Here is a 25087-nt window from a genome sequence, read left to right on the forward strand (position 1 = left end):
TCACCCGGTTCAGCGTCGACTGCGGAGCGATCCCGCGGCGGCGAAGGCCACAGCCAGCAGCACGGCGACGAGCCAGAACGAGTCGAGCAGGCCGATGGCCTCGGACAGCCCGCCGATGACGGGCGGCCCCGCGAGGTTGGCGAGGTAGCCGACCGAGGCGACGGCGCTGACCCGCGCGGCGGCGTTGGGCCCGCTCTCGGCCGCGGCCGACATGCCGAGCGGGAAGCCCATCGACACGCCGAATCCCCAGAGCACGACCCCGACGAGCACGACCCAGACCGGCCCGCCGAGGATGAACACCGCCAGCCCGACGACGCCGATCGCCGTCGTCAGGCGGATCGTGCGGACGCGGCCGATCCGATCCACGACGGGCCCTCCCGCCACGCGCGCCGCCGTCTCGGAGATCGCGAACACGGTGAAGAACAGTGCGGCGACGGTCTCGGTCTGCCCGTGTCCGTCGCGGGCGGAGAGCGACAGCCAGCTGTTCGCCGTGCCCTCTCCGAGCTCCGCACCGAGCATGACGACACCGATCAGCAGGAGTCGCGGGTCGAGCAGCCGACGGGCGGACTGCCCCAGACGCACCCGCCACGGCACGCCGTCCGCTCCCCCGACCTCGGCTGCCTCGCCCTCCTCGGCGGGCGGCAGCCGCAGGTACGCCGTCGCCCCGAGGCCGACGACGGCGATCAGGGCGGCTTCGGCCAGGAACTGCCACGCGAACCCGACGCCGAGCGCGGCTGCCCCGGCGCCGATCCCGGACCCGATCACGGCCCCCGCCGACCAGGCGGCGTGGAGCAGGGGCATCAGCGTCCGGCCGGCGGCCGTCTCGACGGCGGCACCCTGAACGTTGATCAGCACGTCGAAGGAGCCGACCGCCAGCCCGACGACCACGAAGCCGACCACCGTGGCCGGCACGGACGCGGCGACCCCTGCGCCCAGCCCCACGAGGGCGATGCCGACGCCGATGAGCACCGCGGCCCCGCCGATGGCGCGGCGCGGACCGAAGCGGGCGAGTGCGTGCGCCGCGAGCGACAGCCCCGTGACGGAGCCGACGGTGACGCCGGCCAGGGCGATCCCGATGAGGCCGTCGCCGATGCCGAGGGAGTCGCGGATGCTCGGCAGCCGGGGGCCCCAGGTCGACAGCGCGATCCCGCCCAGCGCGAAGAGCACCATGACGGCGTTGCGCCACGACGTCGTGGTCGACGCCGGGGCGAGACGGGCTGAGCGGTTCGTCATGCGGACTCCCGGAGCGTGAGCGTCAGCGGCACGCTGATGTCGTGCGACGGGTCGTCGCGATGGGTGTGGTCGCCGAGCGCGTCGTGCAGGAGGCCCAGAGCCTCGCGCGCCAGGCGGGTCGTGTCGATCGCCAGCGTCGTGAGCTCGGGCGTGACCGCTCGGCCCACGGCGAGGCCGTCGATGCCGATGACGGCGACGTCGCCGGGAACGGCACACCCGGCTTCGGCGAGCGCCTTCAACGCGCCGATCGCCATGATGTCGTTGTACGCCACTAGCGCGTCGACGTCGGGCCAGGCGGCCAGGATCTCGCGCGCCGCCCGCAGCCCGCCGTCCATCGACTCGTCGCCGGCGTAGGAGGGCCGGCTCTCCCCCTCGAGTCCCCTCGACGCGACGTGCCGACGGTACAGCTCGAGTCGGTCGCCGGAGCCCTCGGTCGAATCGACGAACGCGATGCGCGTGCGCCCCGACACCGCCAGGTGGTCGATACCCTGGCCGATGGCCGTCGCGAGGTCGAGCACGACCCGCGCGTCCAGGCGCGGGTGCGCCGGCCCGTCGAGCATGACCAGCGGCATCCGGAGCCCGGTGCCGCTGAGGACGTCGTCGGGCAGCAGCGACATCGTGTCGTTCCGGCATCCGGTCAGGACGACCGCGTCGACGCCCTGGGTCATCGACGCCAGCTGCGCGCGTCCCTTGACCGGGTCGCTCCCCACGTCGCACAGGAGCAGGCTCCAGTCGCGCTCGGCAGCCTGCCTCGACAGGGCCGAGGCCAGCTCGGCGAAGTACGGGTTGCTGAGGTCGTCGACCACGAAGCCGACCGTCGTCAGGCGCCCCTGGACCAGCCCCTGGGCCGCCCGATTGGGACGGTAGTTGAGGCTGCGCGCCGCCGCGACGACGCGCTCGCGGGTCGCCGGCGAGATGTCGGCGAGACCGTTCAGGGCGCGGGTGACCGTCTGCCGGGACACCCCGGCGAGCTCGGCCACGTCGATGATCGTGGCGCGTGGGGGCACGGAGCTCATACGCGGGCCGCTACTTTTCCGTCACCGGAGGTCCAGCCAGGCGACCTGCTCCGGGGTCAGCTCGACGCCGAGACCGCGCATCGACGAGCGCGCTTCGGCGATGGTGCGCGGCCCGAAGAGCGGGAACGTCGGGAACGGCTGGTGCAGCACGAAGGCGAGGGCGATCGCGGTCGCCGCCACGCCGTGCTCGGCGCCGAGCTGCTCGGCCCGGCGCAGGCGCTCGAAGTTGTCGTCGCTGTAGTAGCAGCGGACGAGCTCGGCGTCGGTGAGGTCGTCGGGGCGCGCGCGGCCGGTGAAGAAGCCGCGGGCCTGCGACGACCAGGGCAGCAGCGGGATCTGGCGCTCTTCGAGCCACCGCTTCGACTCCGGATCGGTGACGTGCTTGCACCCGGCCCACGGGACGTCGTATGCCTCGGCGAGTCCGAAGTGGTTCGAGAGCACCGAGAACTCGGCGCGGCCGTTGGCCCGGGCGTAGGCGTTGGCCTCGTCCACGCGAGCCGGCGTCCAGTTCGAGCCGCCGTACACGTGGATCCGCCCGGCCGCGCGGTGCTCGTCGAGCACGTCGACGAACTCACCCACGGGCACCTCGGTGTTGTCCCTGTGCATCATGTAGATGTCGGCGTACCCGGTGCCCTGACGCTCGAGGCTCTCGAGCAGCTGCCGGCTCAGCGACTCCGGATCGCAGTAGGGCGTGTGGGCGCCCTTGGTGATGACCACGAGGTCCTCGCGGATACCGCGGTTCGCGATCCACCGCCCGAGCCGCTCCTCCATCTCGCCGTGGCCGTAGAGCCAGCCGGTGTCGAAGGTGTTGCCGCCCTGGCTGACGAAGTGGTCGAAGATCGCCGACGCGTGCGCCAGGTTCTCCTGGTTGTCGACGCCCATGATCAGCCGCGACACCCTCTTGCCGACGCCGTCGATCTCGCCGTAGACCATCGGCGCGTCGGGCGACACCGCGAGCGGCGCCCCGGTGACGGGAGGGATGGACACGTCTTCCCGTTCGAACGGGTAGCGGAGCGAGATCGCCTCCCGCCACTGGTCGAGGACGCGGGCCGTGCCGACGCTGTCGTCGAGGCCGCTCTCGAGGGTCTCGCCGCTGCCGTCCCGCAGCGCGGCGATGGTGGCGGCGGCCTCCAGCCCGTACGGCTGCGCGCCGGAGAACGAGAGCGAGCGGGTCTCGCCGTCGACCGTGCGCACGGTCATCTCGGGCTGCTCGCCGAGCGTCCACGGGTCGGTGAGCACGATGCTTCCGAGCGACCCGGTGATCGTGACCGCGTTGGCGTCGTCGACGCGGACGCCGCAGCGCACCGTCGCCGTGACGCCGTCGCCGAACTCGAGCTGAGCGACCGTCCACTCGTCGACGCCGGTCGGCCCGAGCGCGCCCTTGGCTGTGACGGCGAGCGGCTCGGCGAACGCACGGCCCCGCGCGGCGCCCACGACCGCGCGGGCCATGGAGACGGGATAGCCGCCCACGTCGAGGATCCCGCCGCCGGCGGTCTCGACGTCGAACAGGCGGCCCTCGCGCACGGCCACCGCGAACGAGAACGCGGCGTCGATGTGCACGAGCTCGCCGATCGCCCCCTCGCGCACGAGGTCGAGGAGGGCGCGGGTCTGCGGGTGGAAGCGGTACATGTACGCCTCGACGAGGGTCGCCCCCGCCTGCCTGGCCTCGTCGGCGACGACCATCGTCGTTCCCGCGTTGGGCGTGAGGGGCTTCTCGCAGAGCACCGCCTTGCCGGCCGCGATCGCGTCGAGCACCAGGCGCGCGTGACCGGTGTGGACCGTGGCCACGTAGACGGCGTCGATGCTCGGGTCGGCGAGGATCTCGGCGTAGGTCCCTGTCCGCACGGCGTCGCCGCCGGAGCCGTCAGGGCCATCGGAGCCGCCGGGCCCGGCTCCGTGCTCGACGGCGAACGCCGCGAGGCCGGCCGCGCGCCCCTCGTCCGTGCTGCCGACCGCCGCGAGCACACCGCCCGACGAGGGAAGCTGCGAGACGAAGCGGCGCGCGATCGATCCGGCGCCGAGCACTGCCCAGCGGGCCGTCGTAGGAGAGGTCATCGGTCTTCTTCCTCGGTGAAGTGAGCGACCGTGAACGTTCACGGCCACGCACACGCTATCAAGATCCGGTGCGTCACGCACCTGCTCGAGAGAGCGTCAGAGTAGCCCGAGCTCCATCGCCAGCGTCACAGCACGGGTCCGGTCGCTCACCCCGAGCTTCTCGAAGACGTGGATCAGGTGCGTCTTCACGGTGGCCTCGCTGACGAACAGCTCGCCGGCGACGGACCGGTTGCTGTGGCCCGAGGCGACCAGCGCGAGCACCTGCCGCTCGCGCGCGGTGAGCGCCGGCGTCGCGGCCTGCGCTCCGGCCGGCGCGGCGACGCGACGCACGAGCATGGCAGCGATCGAGGGCGCCAGCGCGACCTCTCCCCGCGCGGCCGAGCGGACGCCGGCCAGCAGCTCGTCTTCCGGAGACGCCTTGAGCAGGTAGCCGACGGCGCCTGCCTCGATAGCGGTCAGGATCTGCTCGTCGGTCTCGTAGGTCGTGAGCACGACGACGCGCACGGCGGGGTCGCGGGCGATGATCTCCGCCGTCGCCCGGTCGCCCGAGAGCACCGGCATGCGGAGGTCCATCAGCACCAGGTCCGGCTGGAGCGCGGCTGCGAGGTCCACCGCCTCCCGCCCGTCGCCCGCCACTCCGACGACATCCACGTCGTCGGTCGCGGCGAGCAGCGCGACGATGCCGCTTCGCACGATCGGATGGTCGTCCGCGACGATGACACGGATCACGAGGCGCTCCCGAGCGGCAGCGAGGCCACGAGAGTCGATCCGCTCCCCGGCGCGCTCCGTACCTCGAGCCGGCCGTCGGCGAGGCCGAGGCGCGCGCGCATCCCGGCCAGGCCGTAGCCGTCGGAGGAGCGCGCAGGATCGAACCCCGCCCCGTCGTCCCCGACCGTCAGGCGCACTTCGGCGCCCGCCCGGATCAGCCCGAGACGGGCCGACGCCGCCCCCGAGTGCTTCCTGACGTTGGCGAGCCCCTCCTGAGCACAGCGGAGTAGCACCACCTCGACGTCGCGGTCAAGACCCTCGACCCGATCGACGTCGAGGTCGACGTGGATCCCGGTCTCCCGCTCGAAGCGGCCGGCCAGACGCCGCAGCGCCGGCTCGACGCCTCCCCCGAGGTCGACCGCCGAGGTCGAGGCGACGAGCGACCGGGCCTCCGTGAGGGCCTCCCGCGCGCTCTCCTCGAGGAGGGCCGCGGTGTCGCCGGCCACGTCGAGCGTGTCGGCGGCCAGCTCCCGCTTGAGCCGCTGCGTCAGGAGCACGACGCCCGTCAGGCTCTGCGCGATCGTGTCGTGGATCTCCCGGGCGAGGCGCTCCCGCTCGCCGGAGGCACCCGACTCGCGGCTGAGCGTGGCCAGCCGCACCTGCGCGAGCGTCAGCTCGTCGAGCAGCTTCTGGCGCTCCTCGCTGAGCTCGGCGAGCCGGGTGATCCAGACCCCGAGCGCGATGCTGCCGACGAGGCTGATGCCCTCGATGAGCACGGCCTGGGTCCAGTCGTCGGGCGCGGACCCGAGGCCCGTCGCCATGGCCACCGCGATGACGACGGTCAGCAGCGCGTTCACCGCGACAGCGACGCGGACCCGATCGACCATCACCCAGATCAGAGGGCAGGCGATGGCCTGGACGAAGGCCGTGCTCGGGTCGACGAACACCATGACGCCGGATGCCACGACGAGGATCGCCAGGAAGGCCGCCGCCGCTGTCGGCCGGGTGAAGCCGCGGCGTCCGAACGTGCACCAGGCGAGCGACAGCAGCGCGATGACGATCACGGCGACGATCCGGTCGGCGTCCCCCGCGACGAGGTTGATGACGCAGATGGAGGCGATCAGGGCCATCGTCGCCCCGAAGAAGAGGTCCCACCACCGTGCTCAGCCTCTCACGCGACGCGGTCACGAGTCCTTGCGGATCCACCGGAACGTGAGGCGGGCGGCCACGACGCCGACCACGAGCCAGACGCCGAGCACGGCGGCAGTTCCTGCGGCATCCCAGGATCCCCCGGGCTCGAGCGTCTCGAACGTGGAGGGGAGGAACACGCTGCGCATCCCCTGCGCCAGCCACTTGAGCGGGAACACCGATGCGAAGCTCTGGAGCCACGAGGGCAGCTGGCTGAACGAGAGGTAGACGCCGCTGATGAACTGCAGCACGAGCACCATGGGCACGATCACCGCGGTGGCGCTCTTGCCGGTCCGCGGCACCCGCGAGAGCGCGATGCCGAGAACCGCCGACGTGGTGATGCCGAGCAGGTAGACCCAGACGAACGTGAGCCACTTCGAGGCGTCCGCAGGCAGAGCCACCTGGAAGGCGATCCGCGCGACCAGGAGCAGCAGCACGATCTGCAGGGCCGAGGTCGCAAGCACCTGCAGGAACTTCCCCACGAAGTACGACAGCACCGGGAGCGGGGTCCCGGCCAGGCGCTTGAGCGTCCCGTCGCCGCGCTCGACCGCGATGTCGACTGCGAGGTTCTGAACCCCCGACAGCAGGATCCCCGCGGCGATCATCCCCGGCAGGTAGAACGCCGCCGCGGTGATCCCGCCGGAGCCGTCCGGCTTCGTGCCGAAGTTGCCGGCCGAGCTGAACGCGACCGAGAAGATCGTGAGCATGACGACCGGGAAGAGGAAGGTGAAGAAGACGGTGTCGCCCTGTCGGAAGTAGACGGCCGTCTCGAAGCGGGCGCGGCGGAGGCCGAGAGCGAGGGCGTTCACGCGAGCACTCCCGTCGGCGTCGCGGTGCTGTCGTGCTTCGCGACGAGGTCGAGGTAGACGTCTTCGAGGCTCGGGCGGATGACCTCGAGCGACCGGACCTCGCCGCCCGTCGACCGGTGCAGCTCGGCGACCAGGGCCGTCGGCTCGGTCGTGCGCTGCTCACGCTGGCCCGCGGCGTCGACCCATCGGACGACGGGGATCCGCGAATCCTGCCCCCCGATCTCGTCGACGGGCCCGAGGGCCACCAGCCTGCCGCCGACGACCACCCCGGCCCGGTCGCCGAGCTGCGCCGCCTCGTCGAGGTAGTGCGTCGTGAGCAGGATGGTCGTGCCCTCGCGCTTGAGGAGGCGGATGAGGCTCCAGAACTCGTGCCGCGCCTCGGGGTCGAACCCCGTCGTCGGCTCGTCGAGGAAGAGCAGCTCGGGCCGGCCGATCACGCCGAGGGCCACGTCGACCCGGCGGCGCTGGCCGCCCGAGAGGGCCCTGATCCGCGTCCCCGCCTTCTCGGTGAGGCCGACCGCGGCGATCGTCTCGTCGACGTCGCGCGGGTTCGGGTAGAAGGTGGCGAAGTGCGCGATCAGCTCGCGCACGCCGACGTTGCCGCTCTCGCCGCTCGACTGCAGCACCATGCCGATGCGCCCCCGCCAGTCGCGGCCCGCCCGGCCCGGGTCCTGTCCGAGCACGGTCACGTCGCCGGAGGTGCGGTCGCGATACCCCTCGAGGATCTCGATGGTGGTGCTCTTGCCGGCGCCGTTGGGTCCGAGTAGGGCGAACGTCTCGCCCCGTCCGATGTCGAAGGAGATGCCGTCGACGGCGTCGAAGGCGCCGTAGGTCTTGCGCAGGTCTCGCACGCTGACGTGCTCGGTTTCGCTCATGAGACCACACTGGCCGACCCCGTCGCCTGCCGGACCAGCCGATCGGCCAGACCCGGCGTCAACCGATCGGTGGATGCGGGTCAGGGTCGTGCGGCCCGCCCTCAGCGGGCGATCTTGCCGGTCTGCTCTCGGATGAGGTCGCGCATCCGAGCCGGCTGATCGTCGGGCAGGTCTGCCCACGCGGTGTCGGCCCGGTCGGCGACCGCCTGGTAGATGACCCGTACCTCTTCGACGACGCGATCCTGATCGAGGCCGCTCGTGCGGGCGAGTTTCGCCCAGTGGTCGATGCTGACCTCCTGCGAGAAGTCGGCGCCGCTGACCCTCATGGCGAGGGTCTGGTCGTAGGAGGGCCACAACCGTGTCGGCAGGGAGTCGTAGATCGGGGCGAGGCTGATGCTCCCGGGGCGCAGCAGCACCGAGTAGTTCTTGGCGTGCGCGTCGGCATTGCCGATGGCGGAGTTGAACGCCATCTGGCGGACGAAGTCGTACCCGGAGCGCAGGTCGGCGTCATGGGCGGCGAGCAGTTCGATGACCTGTCTCGCCGTCACGTCGTACTTTTCGGAGGTGTCCTTGCCGAGGGCCTGTGCCATGTCTTCGACGTGGACGCGACGCGCGATGGAGTCAGCGCCGGTCACCCGATCGAAGCGCTCGACGATGTACGCCTGCTCCCCCGCGATGGTGAGGATGGACGCCCTCGGGGCGGCGATGCCGACAAGGCCTGCGAGAGCGATCGCTGCGACTTCGGCCTCTTCCGCACCGACGTTGACGTTCGCAGCGGGCTTGACGATGTGCGTTGACGGGATCGCGGCGTTCGACCAATACCAGTCGCCGTCGATGTCGGCGAGGGCGAACTTCGGCTGCGAGCCGGCGAGGGAGAACCGGGCCGGCTCTGCGCTGTCGTACCAGCGGTCGGTATCGAGGTGGAGGGTACGGATGCGGAAGGCGATCGCATCGTCTTCGGCCGGGTCGAGGTCGCCGATCGCGGCCTCCGGCGTCTCGTCGCCCGGCGGAAGCACGAGGCCGCCGGCGAGGTCGCCTCCGACTGCGGCGAGCAGATCGAACGTGCCGGTGGACGCGGCGTGGGTGACGCTCTTCATCCATTCGCGGGCGGCTTGGCGGTCCGGGAGAAGGTTGCCGAGGAACCTTCCTGCCGCCTTCCTGGTCGCGGCCCCGTCACGAGGCAGCGACAGCGATATGGGAGTCTGCGGTGCATTGTCGTCGTAGAGGAACGTGATGCTCCCGGCCCGCTCGTCCTCGATGAACTCTCCGGCGTAGACGCCCTCCAGCCACGCAGACAGGCGGCGGGTCACGGTGTCGGCCGAACGGTCACCGGCGGCAGCGCGAGCGGCTGCACGCCGAGGGCGCGGAGGGCGGCACGGGTCGAGCCGATGCGGACGCCGGGCTTTCCCTTCTCCAAATCGATGATGTCGCGGGCTTCCACATCGGCGAGCGCGGCGAGGTCTCCGACGGTCCACTGGTGGATCGCTCGTTCGTCAGCGATAACGCGCGCGAGCCGGTCGCCGGTGTTGGCGAACTTCCGGCGGGGTTTGCGGACGAGGGCGACCACCCGGTCATCTCGCCGTTCGTGAGCCTGGCGGACGATGACTTCTCCGGGGGTGAACCCGGCGGGCACCTGGTCGCGAAACCAGGAGCGGAGCAGATCGGCGGGGTTGTCCGCCCGGCGCAGCTGGCCGAGGTGCTTCGCCACGCGAACGCGATCGGGTCCGGTGAGTCCGTCGAGGCTCTGCGCTCTGAGCGCGCGGATCATATGAGCACGCATCGCCGTTCCCATCGACCGCGGGGCGGCTGGGCGGGCGGGCCGGTCTTCTGAGTCGATGACCCAGGTCTTGCCGCGCCGGTGGGCTGGGATCACACCCTGGCTGGCGAGCGTTCGCACGCGTCGGGCACTGATGCCATGCGCAGCAGCGTACTGCTCCGTCGTCGTCATGCCCCGACTCTACGCCTGCGGAACAAGAAGTGCACTCACGTATCAGGGGGTCAGACCCGCCCCGCAGCGGTAGAGGGCGGTCGCGAGGCCGTCGACGGCCTGGCGCGCGGTCGCGGGGTCGGTTCCCGCGGGCACGCGTTCGGCCCAGATGGTGAAGGCGACGCGGTGGCCGGCGCGGGGGTCGGCGATCGCGGTCAGGCCGTACATGTCATCGAGCGTGCCGGTCTTGCCTCGGATCCTGCCCGCCGCTTCCCGGTTCGACGTCTGGAAGCGGCCGTTCTCGGCGAGGGTTCCCGTTCGACCGGCGACCGACAGCCCGTCGTCAACGGGTCCGAGCCCGTGGTCGCGCCGGGCGACCTGCACCATCAGGCGCGTCATGGCCGTCGCGGTCACGGCGTCGTCCGAGCTCAGCCCGGACGCGTCTGCCAGCCGGAGCCCGTCGGCCGAGACGCCCAGCCGGTCGAGCGAGCCTCCGGTGCCGCCCTGGATGCCGTCGAACGTCGACCCCGTCCCCGCGTTCACGGCCACAAGGCGCCCCAGAGTCTCGGCCAGAGTGTCGTCGGAGTGCGTCAGCGTGTAGCGCGCGAGCTCCGCCACCGGAGCCGACTCGACGGACGCCAGCTTCGTCGCACCGGCCGGGGCCGTGACCAGCGCAGGATCGACCCGGACGGAGCCGCCGAGCAGCGGCGCGAACGCGTCCGCCGCTCGCATCACGGCGGCGTCGCCCCGCTTCGAGTACTCGTTCGTCGGGTCGTCCCGGTCGCCGTCGACCATGAGCGCCGTGATGTTGGACACCGAGCCGGTCGTCCGCGCCGAGTCGCTCCAGGTCGGAAGCCACGCCGGCCCGCCGAACAGGCTCGAGTCCACTTCGAGCGTCGTGATCGGCACGTCGGCGAGCCGCGGATCGGCCTGGCGAGCCGCGAGGGTCTCCGCCGCGAGCGCGTCGAGGTGCGGCGCCTGCGGGTAGACCGACGACTGCCCGCTGGGCAGGCGCGAGAGGGTCGGGTCGCCGCCCCCGACGAGGATGACCGCGCCGGGGTCGGCGCCCTGCAGCACCCGGGTGGTCAGGCGCGTGTCGGCTCCGAGCGTCGTGACGGCGGCGGCCATCGTGAGCACCTTCATCGTGCTGCCCGTGGCGGCCGGCTCGTCGGCGCGGATTCCCGCCAGCGACCGGTCGGTGTCGACGTCTCGGACGGCCAGGTGGAGTGTTCCGGCGCTCCAGCCGCGCGTGAGCTGGGCGACGCTGCATCCGGGCCTGACCGAGGGGATCGCCGAGGCGTCGGCAGGGTCGAAGGGGTTCTTGAGGAGTCCGCTCGCGAGTCCGGCCGCGACGACTGCAGTCGCCGTGACGGCGGCGGCGGCGACACGGCGGCGCGATCTCTTCGTCTTCATACCTCGACGCTACGAAGCCGCCACGCGCCGCACCTCCCCCGCGCGACCGGTACGACCGGGCCTCGAGGCGGAGATCCGCGCGGCGACGAGCTCGTCGCGCACCGGCCTCACGACCGCGAACAGCCCTCGGACGTGGACCGGCGGCATCAGGAGGCGACCGGCTCGGCCGCGGCTGGGGACGCCGTGGCCTCATCTGCCGAGGCCGGTGAGTCCGGCTTCCCCGGCAGGATCACGGCGACGATCATGCCGAGCGCCGTGAACCCGATCGCCCACCAGAACGCGTGCTGGAAGGCGGCCGCCGGGCTCGCGCTGCTGGACGCCTCTGCCAGGACGACAGCGAGCACGGCCGTTCCGAAGGCGCCGCCGAGCTGCTGCGCGAGACGGGTGATGGTGCTGCCGTGCGGGATCTCCGCTCGGTCGAGCCCGGTGAATCCGACGGACATGATCGGGATCATCACGGCACCGAGACCGACCCCGCGGACGACGAGGACGATCAGGATCCCCACGGTGCTGGTCGACGCGTCGGCGAAGGCGAACGGGATGGTCGCGAGCAGCACGATCCCGAAGCCCAGGAGGGCGACGATCCTGGCTCCGATCCGGTCGGTCAGGCGACCGGCGAGCGTGCGACTGAGGAGGGAACCGACCCCCTGCGGGATCAACAGGAGTCCGGCGCCAAGGGCGTCGGTGCCGCGAAGATCTTGAAAAGACAGGGGCAGCAGGAGCATGCCGCCGTAGAGAGCTGCGCCCATCAGGAACATCAGCCCGGAGGCGGCGGCCAGTGGCCGGTGACGGAAGAGCGCGACATCCACGAGCGCGGCGCGACCGCGCCGGGACGCCCAGAGCGCGAAGGCGACGAGCAGCAGGATGCCGGCGGCCAGGGGAGCCCACACGTCGAATCGCGCGAAGCCGTCCGCCCGGCTCGCGTCGCTCAGCCCGAACAGCACGCCCACGACGGCCGGCGACAGCAGCACCAGGCCGACGACGTCGAGGCGGGCGTCGCGCGGCGGAATCTCGGCGGGGATGAACTTCCACGCCAGGACCAGCCCGGCCGCAGCGAAGGGCACGTTGACCCAGAACAGCCAGGGCCAGCTGCCGGCGCCGAGGATGAGACCGCCGATGACCGGGCCGAGAATCGGGCCGAGCGCTGTCGGGAGCGAGGCGATCGACATCAGCGAGCCCAGCGAACGCCCACCGGCGGCCTGCATGAGGAGCGTCGTCAACAGGGGCATCATGGCTCCGGCGCCGACGCCCTGTACCGCGCGGAACGCGATCAGGCTGTCGACGTTCCAGGCCAGCGAGCAGAGGATGCTGCCGACGAGGAACACCACCAGTGCCGACATCCAGAGGCGCTTGCCGCCCAGGCGGTTCTGCAGCCAGCCGACGATCGGCACCGTGACGCCCATGGCCAGCAGGTAGGCGGTGCTGACCCACTGGATGGTGTCGACGCTGGCGTGCAGGTCGCCAGCGAGAGTGTGCAGGGCGACGCTGACGATCGTCGAGTCGAAGAGCGGTGCCATGACGCCGACGATCAGCGCTGTGGCGAGGCGGGTGAGGTTCTTGTCCATGATGACCTTAGATACGGTGAAGTTTCTTAATGCCCTCACGGTACGACGGCGCGATAAGATACGCAAGTGGATCTTGCCAAGACGCGCCGACGGGGCGCCGAACTCGAAGAGGCCCTGCTCGATTCCGCCTGGACGGAGCTCGAGCAGGTCGGCTTCAGCGCCTTCACCTACGACGGGGTCGCTTCGAGAGCAGGAACGTCGAAACCCGTCCTCTACCGGAGGTGGCCGGCGAAGGTCGACCTCGTCCTGGCCGCCCTCACGCACGGCGGGCTCTTCGCCCGCCGCGACCTGCCCGACACGGGGAGCCTGCGCGGCGACATCCTCGACGTCCTGCGCCGGTTCAACGCTGCGCGATCGGGCTTCATCGCAGCCATCACCGTCTACATGGCCGACATCAACGCCGAGACCGGGCTGTCACCGGCGCAGCTGCGCGACCGCCTCCTCGACGGGAGGATCGACACCGGACGCCAGCTCCTCGAGCGCGCCGCCGCACGCGGCGAGATCCCGACCCGCGACTGGTCGACGAGCGTCGCGTCGCTGCCGGCCGACCTGGTCCGACACGACCTCGTGATGACCCTGGCACCGATCCCCGACGCCCGCATCGTCGAGATCGTCGACGAGCTCTGGCTGCCTCTCGTCATGGAAGGGCGTTGAAGCGCCCCTCCCGAGAAGAGACCGCACTCCTCATCGAGGCCTGCGAGACGACGACGCCCCCTGCCAGTGGCAGGGGGCGTCGCGATCGCGGCGAGGCGTCCGATCAGGCCGTCGCGAGCGAGGCCGTGAGTGCTTCGTCGGCCTCGGTCAGGACCGCCGCTGCGACCTGAATGCCCTCGATCCGCCCAAGCGAGACATCCTCGTGCTCGATGTTCACCGCCATGTCGGGGTCGACCTCGTGGAGCGCGCGCAGGAACTCGGTCCAGTACGCCGTGTCATGCCCCTTGCCGAGAGCGACGAAGTCCCACGCGGACTCCTTCGGCCACTCGTTCGCCCACTCGTCGCCGCCGAGGTTGGTGCGCGGCTCGTCCTCCGGCAGTTTCCGGAACGAGTTGTCGAGCACGCCGTTGATGGCGGCCGCCGGGTTCACACGGACATCCTTGGCGGCGGCGTGGAAGACGAGCGGGCCGAGGTGGCGGACGACGGCGACCGGGTCCATCTGCTGCCAGAAGAGGTGGCTGGCGTCGAGCTCGACGCCGATGTTCGTCAGGCCGCCCTGCTCGACGAGGCGGGTGATGGTGGCGGGGTTGAAGACGAGGTTCTGCGGGTGCAGCTCGAGGGCGACCTTGACGCCGTTGTCTCGAGCGAGCTGGTCGATGCCCTTCCAGAAGTCGACGGCGATCTCGAACTGGCGGTCGATCATGTCGAGCGACGCGGAGTTCCAGGCGTTGACCTGCCAGTTGGGCAGGAGGTCGCCGTCTTCGCCGCCGGGCAGCCCCGACATGGTGACGACGCGGGTCTGGCCGAGGTTCGCAGCGGCGAGGATCGACGTGCGGATGTCGGCGGCGTGCACGTCGCCGATGACGGGATTCGGGTGCAGCGGGTTGCCGTTGCAGTTCAGGCCGGCGATCTCGACGCCGGTGCCCTCGAACACCGTGAGGTAGTCGTCGGCTGCGGCCTTCGACTTCGCGATCTCGGTGATGTTCGGGATGTGCACCGGGGGCAGGAAGCCGCCGGAGTTGATCTCGATCCCCGTCAGGCCGAGACCGGCGATGACCTCGAGGGCCTCCGACAGCGGGCGATCGTGCAGGATCGCGTTGTACAGGCCGAGCCTCATGCGGACACCTTCTCGTCGTCGGCGACGGCCACGGAGGCGCCGGACACCAGAGCGGAGTCGGCGACGGCCTGCAGGAGGTCCATGTTGTGCACGCCCTCGTCGAACGAGGCGCAACGCGGAAGCGAGTCCGCCTCGGGGATGCCGGCGACCTCCTCCAGGAACGCACGTGCCTGGAACACGAAGCCGTCGTTCTGACCGTGCCCGACGCCCTGGGCGTCCATCGCCTGACCGCCGGCGAGATAGGGGTGGTCGGGGCCGAGGATGATCTGACGGAAGCCGCGCTGCGCGGTCGGCCCGTCGGTGAGGAAGAGGGTGATCTCGGAGGGCCGACGGAAGTCGAACCGCGCCGAGCCCTTGTCGCCGAAGATCTCGAACTCGAGCGTGTTGGCGTTGCCGGTGGCGACGCGCGACACCTCGAACGAGCCGACGCCCTCGTCGAACGCGGCGGAGAACGTGGCATAGTCGTCGTTCTCGACGGCGCCGAGCGTGTCGGAGACCGCGGCGGCACCGCGACCGGAGATCTGGCCGAGAGGCTCGGGACGCTCCTTGATCACCGTCGCGAACCGGCCGCCATTGACGGACCGGATCGGCCCGGCCAGGAACTCGGCGATGTACGACAGGTGGCTGCCGACGTCGGCCAGCGCGCCCGACCCCTGGGGGCCTTTGAATCGCCAGCTCAGCGGAACCCGCGGATCCGCCGCGTAGTCGGTCCAGTATCGACCGGAGAAGTGCAGGATCGTGCCCAGAGTGCCGTTCTGCACGAGGTCGCGAATGTAGGCGATCGCGGGTGAGCGACGGTAGGTGAAGCCGATGCGGGCCACGGTGGAGGCGGCGCGAGCAGCATCGGCCATCGCCCGAGCGTCGCCGAGGGTGTCGCTGAGCGGCTTCTCGCAGAGCACGTGCTTGCCGGCGGCGAGCAGGCCCTCGACGACCTCACGGTGCAGCGAGTTGGCGATGACGACGCTGACGACGTCGATGGACGGGTCCGCGGCGATGGCCTGCCACGAGGTGTCGTTGCGCTCGAACCCGAATCGCTCCGCGGCCAGAGAGCCGAACTTCTCGCTCACGTCGCCGATGGAGACGAGGCGAATCGGCGGGAGCGTGGACTCGTAGAGGGTCGAGGCGGAGCGGTAGGCGGCGGCGTGCGCCTTACCTGCCATACCGGCCCCGATCACGGCGACGCCAAGACTGTCGGCCATGGGTTTCTCCTTCGAAACAGGCTTCGTGTGAAGCAAAAAATGGAGCGCTACAATCGCGATTGCTATGACAGTACATACTGACAGCGCGCACCGTCAAGCAGGGGATTCCCGTAAGGGTCGGCACTATCGTTGTGCCATGACTGAGCCCGTCGCCACGCCACCTCAGTCCCGAGGAGGTCGCCAGCGGGCGACGATCTATGACGTCGCCGAAGCAGCCGGCGTCTCCAAATCGCTGGTATCGCTGGTCCTCCAGGGATCCCCGAAGGTGTCGACGTCGCGGCGGACCTCGGTCGAGCGCGCCATCGCAGAACTGAACTACCGCCCGAGCCGCGCCGCGGCAGCTCTCGCAGGGCACCGATCGCGCACGATCGGCGTCGTCGTCGATGACTTCCGCAACCTCTGGTTCGTCGACCTGCTGGATGGCATGCGAGAGATCTTCGAGCCCCTCGGCCTCAGCGCCATCGTCGCCGACAGCGCGCACGACGCCGGCGGCGGGCTCACCGTCATCGACAACTTCGTGGCGTCCAAGGCCGACGCCCTCGTCATCGCCTGCGAACCCACTCCCGAGATGATGGTCGCCCAGGACATCCCCGTCGTCGTCGCCGGCAACAGGGCCCGGGCGATCCCGGGGGCGACCGTCATCTCCAGCGACGACGCCCGCGGTGCACGGATAGCGACACAGCACTTGATCGACCTCGGACACATCCACATCGGCCATCTCACCGGCGAGGGCGGCTCCGCCGCTCTCCGCGGAGAGTCCTACCGGCAGACGATGATCGACGCCGGCCTGGAGCCGATCACGAGAAGCGGAAGCGGCCGGACCAATGAGCCCGACGGGTTCGCGGCCGCGCAGCGGCTTCTCGCCGACGAGCCGGCCACCACGGCCGTCTTCGCCGCGAACGACACGATGGCCCTCGGGGCTCTCGCCGCGGTGCACGACATCGGGCGTCGCGTGCCCGAGGACGTCTCGTTGATCGGCTACGACAACTCGCCCCTCGCCAGCTCGCAGATCCTCCGATTGACGACGATCGAAGACGACAGCCGCGACGTCGGTCGACTCGTTGCACGCGCGGTGGTCGCAGTGCTGGACGACGAACGGACCGACGCCGCCGGCCTCGTCGAACCCTCACTCGTCATCCGCGCATCCACGGGGGCGCCCTCATCGCGATGACAGACGCGGCACGCCGATGCGAGAAGGCTCCGAAAGGTGGAGTCGATTAGCCGAGCGCTTTGCTTTCCTGGGCGTGGACACGGTCGCACGCGCCTACCGTGAGGCTCATCGCGAGGAATTCCCCGCACAGCACTCATGGATGGAAGGAGCGACCATGTCGCTAGGAGACAAGGCCAAAGACGTCACCCAGAAGGTCGCCGGAAAGGCCGAGGAGTTCGTCGGCAAGAAGACGGACGACCAGGAGCTTACCGAGCAGGGTCAGTTCGACCAGGCCAAGAGCGAAGACCGTCTGGCCACCGAGCACGCCAAGGACGGCGACGACAAGTAAACGGCGCTCACGCGAGAAGACCCCCGCCACCCTCTCGGGTGGCGGGGGTCCTCTCTGCAACGCCCGTTCCGCGGCGCGTCGTCGGAGGGGGCGCAACCGGCACAGACGAACAATCCCCGGGAAGCGACACTGTCGCGAACACCGGGGATCAGATTGCTCGTGCACCCCCTCGGACTTGAACCGAGAACCCACTGATTAAGAGTCAGTTGCTCTGCCGATTGAGCTAGAGGTGCGTTGCCCGGCTTGCGCTGGGCACTGCCCGGCTTGCGCTGGGCACTGCCCGGCTTGCGCTGGGCGTTGGCTGAGGAAGACTGGCTTCCGGCGCCGAGGAACAACATTAGCATGAGATCTGACGTCGTTCGAACACGTCCGAGAACCCAAGGAGCCCCATGTCGGATCGCCTCGAGAAGGGCGCGGAAGCGCCCTCGTTCACCCTTCCCGACGAGACGGGCAAGCCCGTCTCGCTGGCCGATTTCCGTGGCGAGAAAGTGATCGTGTACTTCTACCCCGCCGCGTCGACGCCGGGGTGCACCACCGAGGCGTGCGACTTCCGCGACAACATCAACTCGCTCAAGTCGGCCGGCTACCAGGTGCTCGGCGTGTCGAAAGACGAGGCGCCGGCGCTCCAGAAGTTCAAGAGCGAGCAGGGCCTCAACTTCCCGCTCCTCAGCGACCCCGAGCTCACCGTTCACCAGGAGTACGCCGCCTACGGCGAGAAGTCGCTCTACGGCAAGACGGTCACCGGCGTGATCCGCTCGACGATCGTCGTCAGCGAAGACGGCTCGGTCGAGCTCCCGCTCTACAACGTGAAGGCGACGGGTCACGTGAAGTCGCTGCGGAAGAAGCTCGGGCTCGACGCCTAGCGCGTCGACGTCACCTTCACGACGGGTGGCGACACCAGCAGCGCCACGATGACGACGGCGGGCACGACCAGCGCGAGCCCGATCGCGGGCACCGCCGTGAGCCCGCGGAAGCAGCCGACGCCGACAGCGAAGACGAGCACCTGGAACACGATCGCGGCGCCCCGCATCCACGCGTGGCCGCGGTATGCGGCCGTCACGATGAAGGCCAGCCAGATGGTCGCGACGAGGGCCAGCACGAGGAAGGCGATGCCTCCCGCGAGGGTGTCGGCCTGCCCGGTCGCGCTGGCGATGGCGATGACGATCGTCACGATCAGCATCGCGACGAACTCGGCCGTCAGGAGCACAATCAGCGCCCACAGAAGAGGTGGTCTGTGCCGTAGAACGAGGCGTCCACGAGCGTCGGTCTGCTGAGTTTCGACTGGTTCCGTCACGCTGAGAGCCTCCGCTTAACCCCTTGATTTGGTCACACCAGTATGGGAGCATATTCGAGGTTGATGTGACGCGTACATTGCTGTGCGCGCCTCCCAGAATCTTTTTTCTTCTCACCCTCGGAATCCCGGCTTTATCGTCGTGCCCTCGGCATGCCGTGATTTCTGAACCACAAAAGGAGTACCCATAGATGGATTGGCGTGACAAGGCCGCCTGCCTGACCGCGGACCCAGAGCTCTTCTTCCCCGTCGGGAACACCGGGCCCGCCGTCGACCAGATCGACAAGGCGAAGGCGGTGTGCGGTCGCTGCTCCGTCACCGAGACCTGCCTCCAGTACGCGCTCGAGACGTCGCAAGACTCCGGCGTCTGGGGCGGGCTCAGCGAAGACGAGCGCCGCGCTCTCAAGCGCCGTGCTGCTCGCGCTCGTCGGGCTTCCTGACCACAGATACTCGCGCGGGGGCGCGTTCCTGACTTCGGTCGGGGGCGCGCCCTTCGTCGTTGCACCCGGCGTTCTGCTCCGGGCGCAGGAACTCGCCGCCCGTCGCCGGCCTACGCCGGCTGCTCGACCCAGCGCAGCGGCACGTCGATCGTCACCTCGGTGCCCGACCCGACGAGCGTGTGCCAGTCGATGGTGCCGCTCAACTCGCCCTGGATGAGGGTGCGAACGATCTGCGTACCCAGCCCCGAGCCGACCTTGCCCTCGGGCAGACCCACGCCGTTGTCGCGCACCTTGACCGTGAGCTGCCCGTCGGTGCGCTCGGCGTTGATCTCGACGTCGCCGTCGCGCCCGTCGAGGCCGTGCTCGACGGCGTTCGTCACGAGCTCGGTGAGAGCGAGGGCCAGTGGCGTCGCGTACTCGCTCGGCAGCGCACCGAAGCTGCCGGTGAACTTCGGCCGAACGGTGGTGTTGTGACTCGACGCGACCTCGGCGATGAGCAGCAGCACGCGGTCGAAGACGGTGTCGAAGTCGACGTTCTGGTTGAGCCCCTCTGACAGCGTGTCGTGCACGACCGCAATCGACGCGACGCGACGCATGGCCTGGTTGAGGGCGTCGCGGGCGACGTCGGTGTGAGTGCGACGCGCCTGGATGCGCAGCAGCGAGGCCACGGTCTGCAGGTTGTTCTTGACGCGGTGGTGGATCTCGCGGATCGTGGCGTCCTTGGTGATGAGCTCGCGTTCCTGGTGGCGCATCTCGGTCACGTCGCGGCACAGCACGACGGCGCCGACACGCTCACCGCGGTCGCGGAGCGGGATCGCCCGCAGCGACACGGTCACTCCGCGCGCCTCGATGTCGGTGCGCCACGGGGCACGGCCGGTGACGACCAGGGGCAGCGACTCATCGATCACGATCTTGCCGGCGAGCAGGCCCGTGGTGACCTCGGCGAGCGACTCGCCCTCGAGCTCACCCAGGAAACCCATGCGGTTGAACGCCGACAGGCCGTTCGGGCTGGCGAACACGACGACGCCGTCGACGTCGAGCCGCAGGAGGCCGTCGGATGCCCGGGGAGCCCCGCGACGCGGACCCGTCGGCGCCCCGAGGTCGGGGAAGTCGCCCGCCGCGATCATCGCGAACAGGTCGTTGGCGCACTGGTTGAAGGTGAGCTCCTGGCGGCTGGGGGTGCGCGCCTCGCTCAGGTTGGTGTGCCGCGTGATGACGGCGACGGGGCGCTCGCTCACGTCGGGGCGCGACGCCCCGAGACGGCGCAGCACGGGCACGGCGCGGACGCGCGTCGGCGTCTCCTCGTACCAGTCGGGCGCAGCCGAGTCGACGATCTGCGACGAGTCGAAGGCCTGCTGCACCTGGGAGCGCCACTCGGGGCGCACCTCCTGCCCGACGAAGTCGCGGTAGAACAGCGTCGCCGAGCTCGACGGACGCGCGTGCGCGACCGCCACGAAGCTGTCGTTCTCGGTCGGCACCCACAGCACCATGTCGGCGAACGCGAGGTCGGCGAGCAGCTGCCAGTCGCCGACGAGCAGGTGCAGCCACTCGACGTCCGCCTCACTGGAGCGGCCCTGGGCGAGAACGAGTTCACTGAGCGTTGACACGGGATCAGCCTATCCGGCCCCTCTGACAGGGCCGACCAGGGGCCCGGGTGACCCGAATTCAGGAGCGCAGGAACTCGAGTTCCTGCGTTCGTGACCGATAATCGACTCATGGACGACCACGCCGACCAGCCCTACAGGCAGTTCCTGACGGTCGAGCGCGTGGCCGAGATCCTCAGCGTGGGCCTGGACGACGTCGAGGCCCTGGTCGGCACCGGCGAGCTTCCTGCCATCCGGGTGGGCTCCCCCGGCTTCTGGCGCATCGAGGTCAGCGTGCTCGACGCGTACATCGCCGGCCGGTACGAGGAGGCTCGGCGAGCGGCCGTCTTCGACGGGTTCGACTTCGGGAGCGTCAGCGAGATCGATCCGCCGTCGCGCTGAGCCCATTTGCTGCGGCCGGCGGTCGCACCTCCCGGTCGGAACTGTTTGTCCACAGGTTTCGACAGGCGGGCGTGTCGCACCATACGAATGTCATATGTTGATGCTATGCCCGCTCGCAAGCGGCGCTCACACCGTTCACGAGCGAGAGCAACGACATGCCCCAAGCCGCCGCCGCGCCCCTGCGCACCTCAGCCGCCCCGATCGACGCCGACCCGTTCTTCGCACCGCAGCCGACACGTCGCGAGTCGTTGCCTGATCCGGCCCCGCTCGCCGAGAACCTGGCGCGGTGCGTCGTCGAGATCCTGGCCGGGGCGCGCGAGATCGAGCAGATCGCCCGCTGGGTGACCGACGACGTGTACTCGCACGTGCTCAAGCGAGTCGTGCTGGCGGCCCGGGCCCGGAGCGCCCGCGGCGAGGTACCGCATCGGCCGGCGTTCCGTGTCGGGAGCGTGCGGCTCGACGAGCCGTCCGACGGGGTCGTCGAGGCCGTCGTCGTGATCCACGGTCGGGCGCGCAGCCGCGCCGTCGCGCTGCGGCTCGAGGGCCTCGACCGGCGCTGGCGCGCGACGGCCGTGCACGTGCTGTAGGGCGGGCGCGGGCGCGCCGCCGATCCGGCGGGTTCGTTCCGATTCCGCGGGCTCAGCCTCACGGCCGCTCCCCCACGCGCGCCCGCACCCGCCAACACGGCACACCCCGCCGCTCATCCGGCGGGTCCGCGCCGATCCCGCGGGCCCAGCCCTACGGCCGCTCCCCCACGGGCGCCCGCACCCGCCAACACGGCACACCCCCGCCGCTCATCCGGCGGGTCCGCGCCGATCCCGCGGGCCCAGCCGCGCGGCCACTCCCCCACGCGCGCCCGCACCCGCCAACACGGCACACCCCCGCCGTCCGTCCGGCGGGTTCGCGCCAATCTGGCGGGCCCAGCCGGACGGAGGCTTCGCCCACGCCCCCGCACCCGCCGAAACGGCAGACCCCCGCCGCTCATCCGACGGGTTCGAGCCGATCCCGCGGGCTGAACCCCTCGGCACGGGCCGGCGCCTCGGGCCCGCACACCCCGCGTTCCGGCACCCGCCCTAGGCCGCGGCGTTGCGCGCACGCCGCATCGCGGGGTCCAACCCCGTCCTCGCCGCAGACACGCAAGGCGCCCCGCCCGCCGCCCACACGCACACCGGCCCCGCCCCACGCGAACGCGGAGACGGGGCCGAACGTGCAAGCGACGCGATGTCGCCCTGCGACTACTTGCGCTTGGCCTGCGAGCGACGCTCCGAGCGGTTCGCCGGCGGAAGCGTGTCCGTCGTCGACTGCCCGAAGGCGCCGCGACCGGCGGGCTTGCCGTCGCCGCCCGAGGCCTCGGGCGAGCCGGAGGTCGCGCGTGCGGCGGCGATCTCGGGGTCGGCGTTTTCCTCGACGAGCTGCTGCTGGCGCTGCGCGCGAGCCGTCTCGGCCTTCTCGATGCGGCCGCGCTGGTCGCGGACCTCGACCTCGCCCTCGGTGTTGGGGGCCGAGAAGTTCAGGACGGCGTCCTTGTTCTCGCCCTCGCCCAGGCCCTTGGCCGCGATGATCGGACCGTGGTCGTGACCCTCGTGGCCGACCTGCGACTGCACCTCGACCTCGAGGTTGAACAGGAACCCGATGGACTCCTCGCGAATTGCGCCCATCATGTTCTGGAACAGGGCGAAGCCCTCGCGCTGGTACTCGACGAGCGGGTCGCGCTGGGCCATGGCACGGAGGCCGATGCCGTCTTTCAGGTAGTCCATCTCGTAGAGGTGGTCGCGCCAGCGGCGGTCGATCACCGAGAGGACGACCTTGCGCTCGAGCTCGCGCATGGCACCGTCGCCCAGCGACTCCTCACGGCCCTCGTACGCGACCTTGGCGTCTGAGAGGATCTCCTTCGCCAGGAACTCGCGCGTCGCCTTGGCCTTGGAGCCCGCCTCGGTGATGACCTCATCGATGGTGATGGAGACCGGGTAGAGCGTACCCAGCTCGGTCCACATGGCGTCGAGGTTCCAGTCGTCGGGGTTGCCCTCGCCGGTGTGGGTGTCGATGACCTCGTTGACGACGTCGTCGAGGAACGCCTCGGTGCGGTCCTTCAGGTCGTCGCCCTCGAGGATGTGGCGGCGGTCGGAGTAGATCGCCTCACGCTGGCGGTTCAGCACGTCGTCGTACTTGAGCACGTTCTTGCGGATCTCGGCGTTGCGGCTCTCGACCTGCGACTGCGCCGAGCGGATGGCGCGGCCGACGATCTTGTTCTCGATGGCGAGGTCGTCGGGCACGTTGCCGCGACCCATGAGACTCTCGGCGGCACCCGAGTTGAAGAGGCGCATGAGGTCGTCGGTGAGCGACAGGTAGAAGCGGCTCTCGCCCGGGTCGCCCTGACGGCCGGAGCGGCCGCGCAGCTGGTTGTCGATGCGGCGCGACTCGTGGCGCTCGGTGCCGAGCACGTAGAGCCCGCCGGCCTCGCGGACCTTGTCGCCCTCCTCCTCGACGGACGCCTTCTGAGCGACGAACACGTCGTCCCAGGCGGCCTCGTACTCGTCGGGAGTCTCGACCGGGCTGAGGCCCCGCGAGTTCATCTCGGCAACCGCCAGGAACTCGGCGTTGCCGCCCAGCATGATGTCCGTTCCGCGGCCGGCCATGTTGGTGGCCACCGTGACGGCCCCGAGGCGACCGGCCTGAGCGACGATGGCGGCTTCGCGCGCGTGGTTCTTCGCGTTGAGCACCTCGTGCTTGATGCCCTTCTTCGCGAGCAGCTTCGAGAGGTACTCGCTCTTCTCGACGCTCGTCGTGCCGACGAGCACGGGCTGGCCGGCCTCGTGGCGCTCGGCGATGTCTTCGGCGACCTGCTCGAACTTGGCCTGCTCGTTCTTGTAGACCAGGTCGGTCTGGTCCTGGCGCTGCATCGGGCGGTTGGTCGGGATGGCGACGACACCGAGCTTGTAGGTCGACATGAACTCGGCGGCCTCGGTCTCGGCGGTACCGGTCATGCCCGAGAGCTTCTTGTAGAGGCGGAAGTAGTTCTGCAGCGTGACGGTCGCGAGAGTCTGGTTCTCGGCCTTGACCTCGACACCCTCCTTGGCCTCGATCGCCTGGTGGATGCCCTCGTTGTAGCGGCGACCCGACAGGATGCGACCGGTGTGCTCGTCGACGATCAGCACCTCGCCGTTGATGACCACATAGTCTTTGTCGCGCTTGAACAGGGCGTCGGCCTTGATGGCGTTGTTGAGGAACGAGATGAGCGGCGTGTTGGCCGACTCGTAGAGGTTGTCGATGCCGAGGTAGTCCTCGACCTTCTCGATGCCGGGCTCGAGCACGCCGACGGTGCGCTTCTTCTCGTCGACCTCGTAGTCGATCTCGGGCTGGAGGCGGCGGGCGAGCGTCGCGAACTCGGCGAACCAGCGGTTGGCCTCGCCGGACGACGGCCCCGAGATGATGAGCGGCGTGCGGGCCTCGTCGATGAGGATCGAGTCGACCTCGTCGACGATGGCGAAGTAGTGGCCGCGCTGCACCATGTCCTGTGCCTGCCAGGCCATGTTGTCGCGCAGGTAGTCGAAGCCGAACTCGTTGTTCGTGCCGTAGGTGATGTCGGCCGCGTACATCTCGCGGCGCTCCTGCGGAGTCTGGCCCGCGAGGATGCAGCCGGTCGTCATGCCCAGGGCGCGGAACACGCGGCCCATGAGCTCGGACTGGTAGCTCGCGAGGAAGTCGTTGACCGTGATGACGTGCACGCCGCGCGAGGCGATCGCGTTCAGATAGGCGGCGGTGGTCGCGACGAGGGTCTTTCCCTCACCGGTCTTCATCTCGGCGATGTTGCCGAGGTGAAGGGCCGCACCGCCCATGAGCTGGACGTCGAAGTGGCGCATGCCCAGGGTGCGGCTCGAGGCCTCGCGCACCGCGGCGAACGCCTCGGGCAGGAGGTCGTCGAGCGACTCGCCGGCGGCGTAGCGCTCGCGCAGCTCGGCGGTCTCGTTGTGGAGCTCTTCGTCGGTGAGCGTCTTGAAGTCGTCTTCGAGGTCGTTCACCGCCTTCGCATAGGCCTTCAGGCGTCGAAGGGTACGACCCTCGCCGACGCGAAGGACTTTCTCGAGAACGTTGGCCACGGATACTCCCGGTTGG

23 protein-coding genes and 1 tRNA gene are annotated in these 25087 nt (G+C 70.3%); 7 read left to right on the forward strand and 17 right to left on the reverse strand.

The features are described from left to right. Positions 1-9: 9 nt before the first annotated feature. The 11 genes from EDF46_RS15445 to EDF46_RS15490 all read right to left on the reverse strand — a co-directional run bounded on the left by EDF46_RS15445 (position 10) and on the right by EDF46_RS15490 (position 12789). Positions 10-1233: an MFS transporter gene (locus tag EDF46_RS15445; RefSeq protein WP_123507216.1), complete on the reverse strand. Its 1224-nt coding sequence runs from the start codon at positions 1231-1233 to the stop codon at positions 10-12. Beyond that, the gene (locus EDF46_RS15450) at positions 1230-2249 is read right to left on the reverse strand and encodes a LacI family DNA-binding transcriptional regulator (protein ID WP_123507217.1); all 1020 of its coding nucleotides are present in this window, start codon (positions 2247-2249) and stop codon (positions 1230-1232) included. Before EDF46_RS15450 ends, EDF46_RS15445 begins: the two co-directional genes overlap by 4 nt. 21 nt (positions 2250-2270) lie before the next feature. Continuing rightward, positions 2271-4304 (reverse strand): aldo/keto reductase, encoded by a 2034-nt coding sequence (locus tag EDF46_RS15455; protein ID WP_123507218.1) that lies wholly within the window; start codon positions 4302-4304, stop codon positions 2271-2273. 96 nt (positions 4305-4400) lie between these two features. Further along, positions 4401-5033, reverse strand: a complete 633-nt coding sequence (locus EDF46_RS15460; RefSeq protein ID WP_123507219.1) for a response regulator transcription factor — start codon at positions 5031-5033, stop codon at positions 4401-4403. Further along, entirely contained in the window at positions 5030-6142 is a 1113-nt protein-coding gene (locus tag EDF46_RS15465; protein ID WP_123507220.1) for a sensor histidine kinase, read from the reverse strand. Before EDF46_RS15465 ends, EDF46_RS15460 begins: the two co-directional genes overlap by 4 nt. Positions 6143-6196: 54 nt before the next feature. Further along, complete coding sequence (locus EDF46_RS15470) at positions 6197-7009, reverse strand: ABC transporter permease (RefSeq protein WP_123507221.1); 813 nt, start codon at positions 7007-7009, stop codon at positions 6197-6199. Then, the gene (locus EDF46_RS15475) at positions 7006-7884 is read right to left on the reverse strand and encodes an ABC transporter ATP-binding protein (RefSeq protein ID WP_123507222.1); all 879 of its coding nucleotides are present in this window, start codon (positions 7882-7884) and stop codon (positions 7006-7008) included. The genes EDF46_RS15470 and EDF46_RS15475 overlap by 4 nt, the downstream gene beginning before the upstream one ends. A gap of 101 nt (positions 7885-7985) precedes the next feature. Further along, a complete protein-coding gene (locus tag EDF46_RS15480) occupies positions 7986-9194 on the reverse strand; it encodes a HipA domain-containing protein (RefSeq protein WP_158614274.1) in 1209 nt (402 codons plus the stop codon). Then, on the reverse strand, positions 9191-9832 hold the full coding sequence (locus EDF46_RS18405; RefSeq protein WP_158614275.1) for a hypothetical protein: 642 nt from the start codon (positions 9830-9832) through the stop codon (positions 9191-9193). Before EDF46_RS18405 ends, EDF46_RS15480 begins: the two co-directional genes overlap by 4 nt. 42 nt (positions 9833-9874) lie before the next feature. Then, a complete protein-coding gene (locus EDF46_RS15485; RefSeq protein ID WP_123507224.1) occupies positions 9875-11224 on the reverse strand; it encodes a D-alanyl-D-alanine carboxypeptidase/D-alanyl-D-alanine-endopeptidase in 1350 nt (449 codons plus the stop codon). Between the two features lie 146 nt (positions 11225-11370). Further along, on the reverse strand, positions 11371-12789 hold the full coding sequence (locus EDF46_RS15490) for an MDR family MFS transporter (RefSeq protein WP_123507225.1): 1419 nt from the start codon (positions 12787-12789) through the stop codon (positions 11371-11373). 66 nt (positions 12790-12855) lie between these two features. On the opposite strand from EDF46_RS15490, the gene EDF46_RS15495 reads away from it, so the two are divergent. Further along, entirely contained in the window at positions 12856-13443 is a 588-nt protein-coding gene (locus EDF46_RS15495; RefSeq protein ID WP_123507226.1) for a TetR/AcrR family transcriptional regulator, read from the forward strand. A gap of 103 nt (positions 13444-13546) precedes the next feature. On the opposite strand, the gene EDF46_RS15500 is transcribed toward EDF46_RS15495, so the two are convergent. Together EDF46_RS15500 and EDF46_RS15505 are read right to left on the reverse strand one after the other, a co-directional pair. Beyond that, complete coding sequence (locus tag EDF46_RS15500; RefSeq protein WP_123507227.1) at positions 13547-14560, reverse strand: sugar phosphate isomerase/epimerase; 1014 nt, start codon at positions 14558-14560, stop codon at positions 13547-13549. Further along, positions 14557-15759: a Gfo/Idh/MocA family protein gene (locus tag EDF46_RS15505; RefSeq protein ID WP_123507228.1), complete on the reverse strand. Its 1203-nt coding sequence runs from the start codon at positions 15757-15759 to the stop codon at positions 14557-14559. Before EDF46_RS15505 ends, EDF46_RS15500 begins: the two co-directional genes overlap by 4 nt. A 136-nt stretch (positions 15760-15895) precedes the next feature. Between EDF46_RS15505 and EDF46_RS15510 the strand changes: the two genes are divergently transcribed. Both EDF46_RS15510 and EDF46_RS15515 read left to right on the forward strand, forming a co-directional pair. Further along, on the forward strand, positions 15896-16930 hold the full coding sequence (locus EDF46_RS15510) for a LacI family DNA-binding transcriptional regulator (protein ID WP_123507229.1): 1035 nt from the start codon (positions 15896-15898) through the stop codon (positions 16928-16930). A gap of 154 nt (positions 16931-17084) precedes the next feature. Beyond that, positions 17085-17258, forward strand: a complete 174-nt coding sequence (locus EDF46_RS15515; RefSeq protein ID WP_123507230.1) for a CsbD family protein — start codon at positions 17085-17087, stop codon at positions 17256-17258. Between the two features lie 160 nt (positions 17259-17418). On the opposite strand, the gene EDF46_RS15520 is transcribed toward EDF46_RS15515, so the two are convergent. Next, positions 17419-17491 (reverse strand) — tRNA-Lys (locus EDF46_RS15520). Between the two features lie 156 nt (positions 17492-17647). On the opposite strand from EDF46_RS15520, the gene bcp reads away from it, so the two are divergent. Continuing rightward, positions 17648-18121, forward strand: coding sequence for a thioredoxin-dependent thiol peroxidase (gene bcp, locus EDF46_RS15525; RefSeq protein WP_123507231.1), 474 nt, complete (start codon positions 17648-17650; stop codon positions 18119-18121). On the opposite strand, the gene EDF46_RS15530 is transcribed toward bcp, so the two are convergent. After that, complete coding sequence (locus EDF46_RS15530; protein WP_123507232.1) at positions 18118-18465, reverse strand: hypothetical protein; 348 nt, start codon at positions 18463-18465, stop codon at positions 18118-18120. The two genes, bcp and EDF46_RS15530, sit on opposite strands and share 4 nt — an antisense overlap. Positions 18466-18740: 275 nt before the next feature. Here EDF46_RS15530 and EDF46_RS15535 point away from each other — a divergent pair, with 275 nt between their 5' ends. Further along, on the forward strand, positions 18741-18989 hold the full coding sequence (locus EDF46_RS15535; protein ID WP_055959328.1) for a WhiB family transcriptional regulator: 249 nt from the start codon (positions 18741-18743) through the stop codon (positions 18987-18989). Between the two features lie 110 nt (positions 18990-19099). Here the strand turns inward: EDF46_RS15535 and EDF46_RS15540 are convergent, their stop codons facing one another. Next, positions 19100-20596, reverse strand: a complete 1497-nt coding sequence (locus EDF46_RS15540) for a sensor histidine kinase (RefSeq protein ID WP_123507233.1) — start codon at positions 20594-20596, stop codon at positions 19100-19102. Between the two features lie 108 nt (positions 20597-20704). Here EDF46_RS15540 and EDF46_RS15545 point away from each other — a divergent pair, with 108 nt between their 5' ends. Both EDF46_RS15545 and EDF46_RS15550 read left to right on the forward strand, forming a co-directional pair. After that, positions 20705-20974, forward strand: coding sequence for a helix-turn-helix domain-containing protein (locus EDF46_RS15545; protein ID WP_123507234.1), 270 nt, complete (start codon positions 20705-20707; stop codon positions 20972-20974). A gap of 155 nt (positions 20975-21129) precedes the next feature. Next, a complete protein-coding gene (locus tag EDF46_RS15550) occupies positions 21130-21561 on the forward strand; it encodes an Rv3235 family protein (protein ID WP_123507235.1) in 432 nt (143 codons plus the stop codon). Positions 21562-22209: 648 nt separating this feature from the next. Here the strand turns inward: EDF46_RS15550 and secA are convergent. Continuing rightward, a complete protein-coding gene (gene secA, locus EDF46_RS15555) occupies positions 22210-25071 on the reverse strand; it encodes a preprotein translocase subunit SecA (RefSeq protein WP_123507236.1) in 2862 nt (953 codons plus the stop codon). Positions 25072-25087: the final 16 nt, after the last annotated feature.

Source organism: Frondihabitans sp. PhB188 (assembly GCF_003752365.1).
Lineage (GTDB): Bacteria > Actinomycetota > Actinomycetes > Actinomycetales > Microbacteriaceae > Frondihabitans.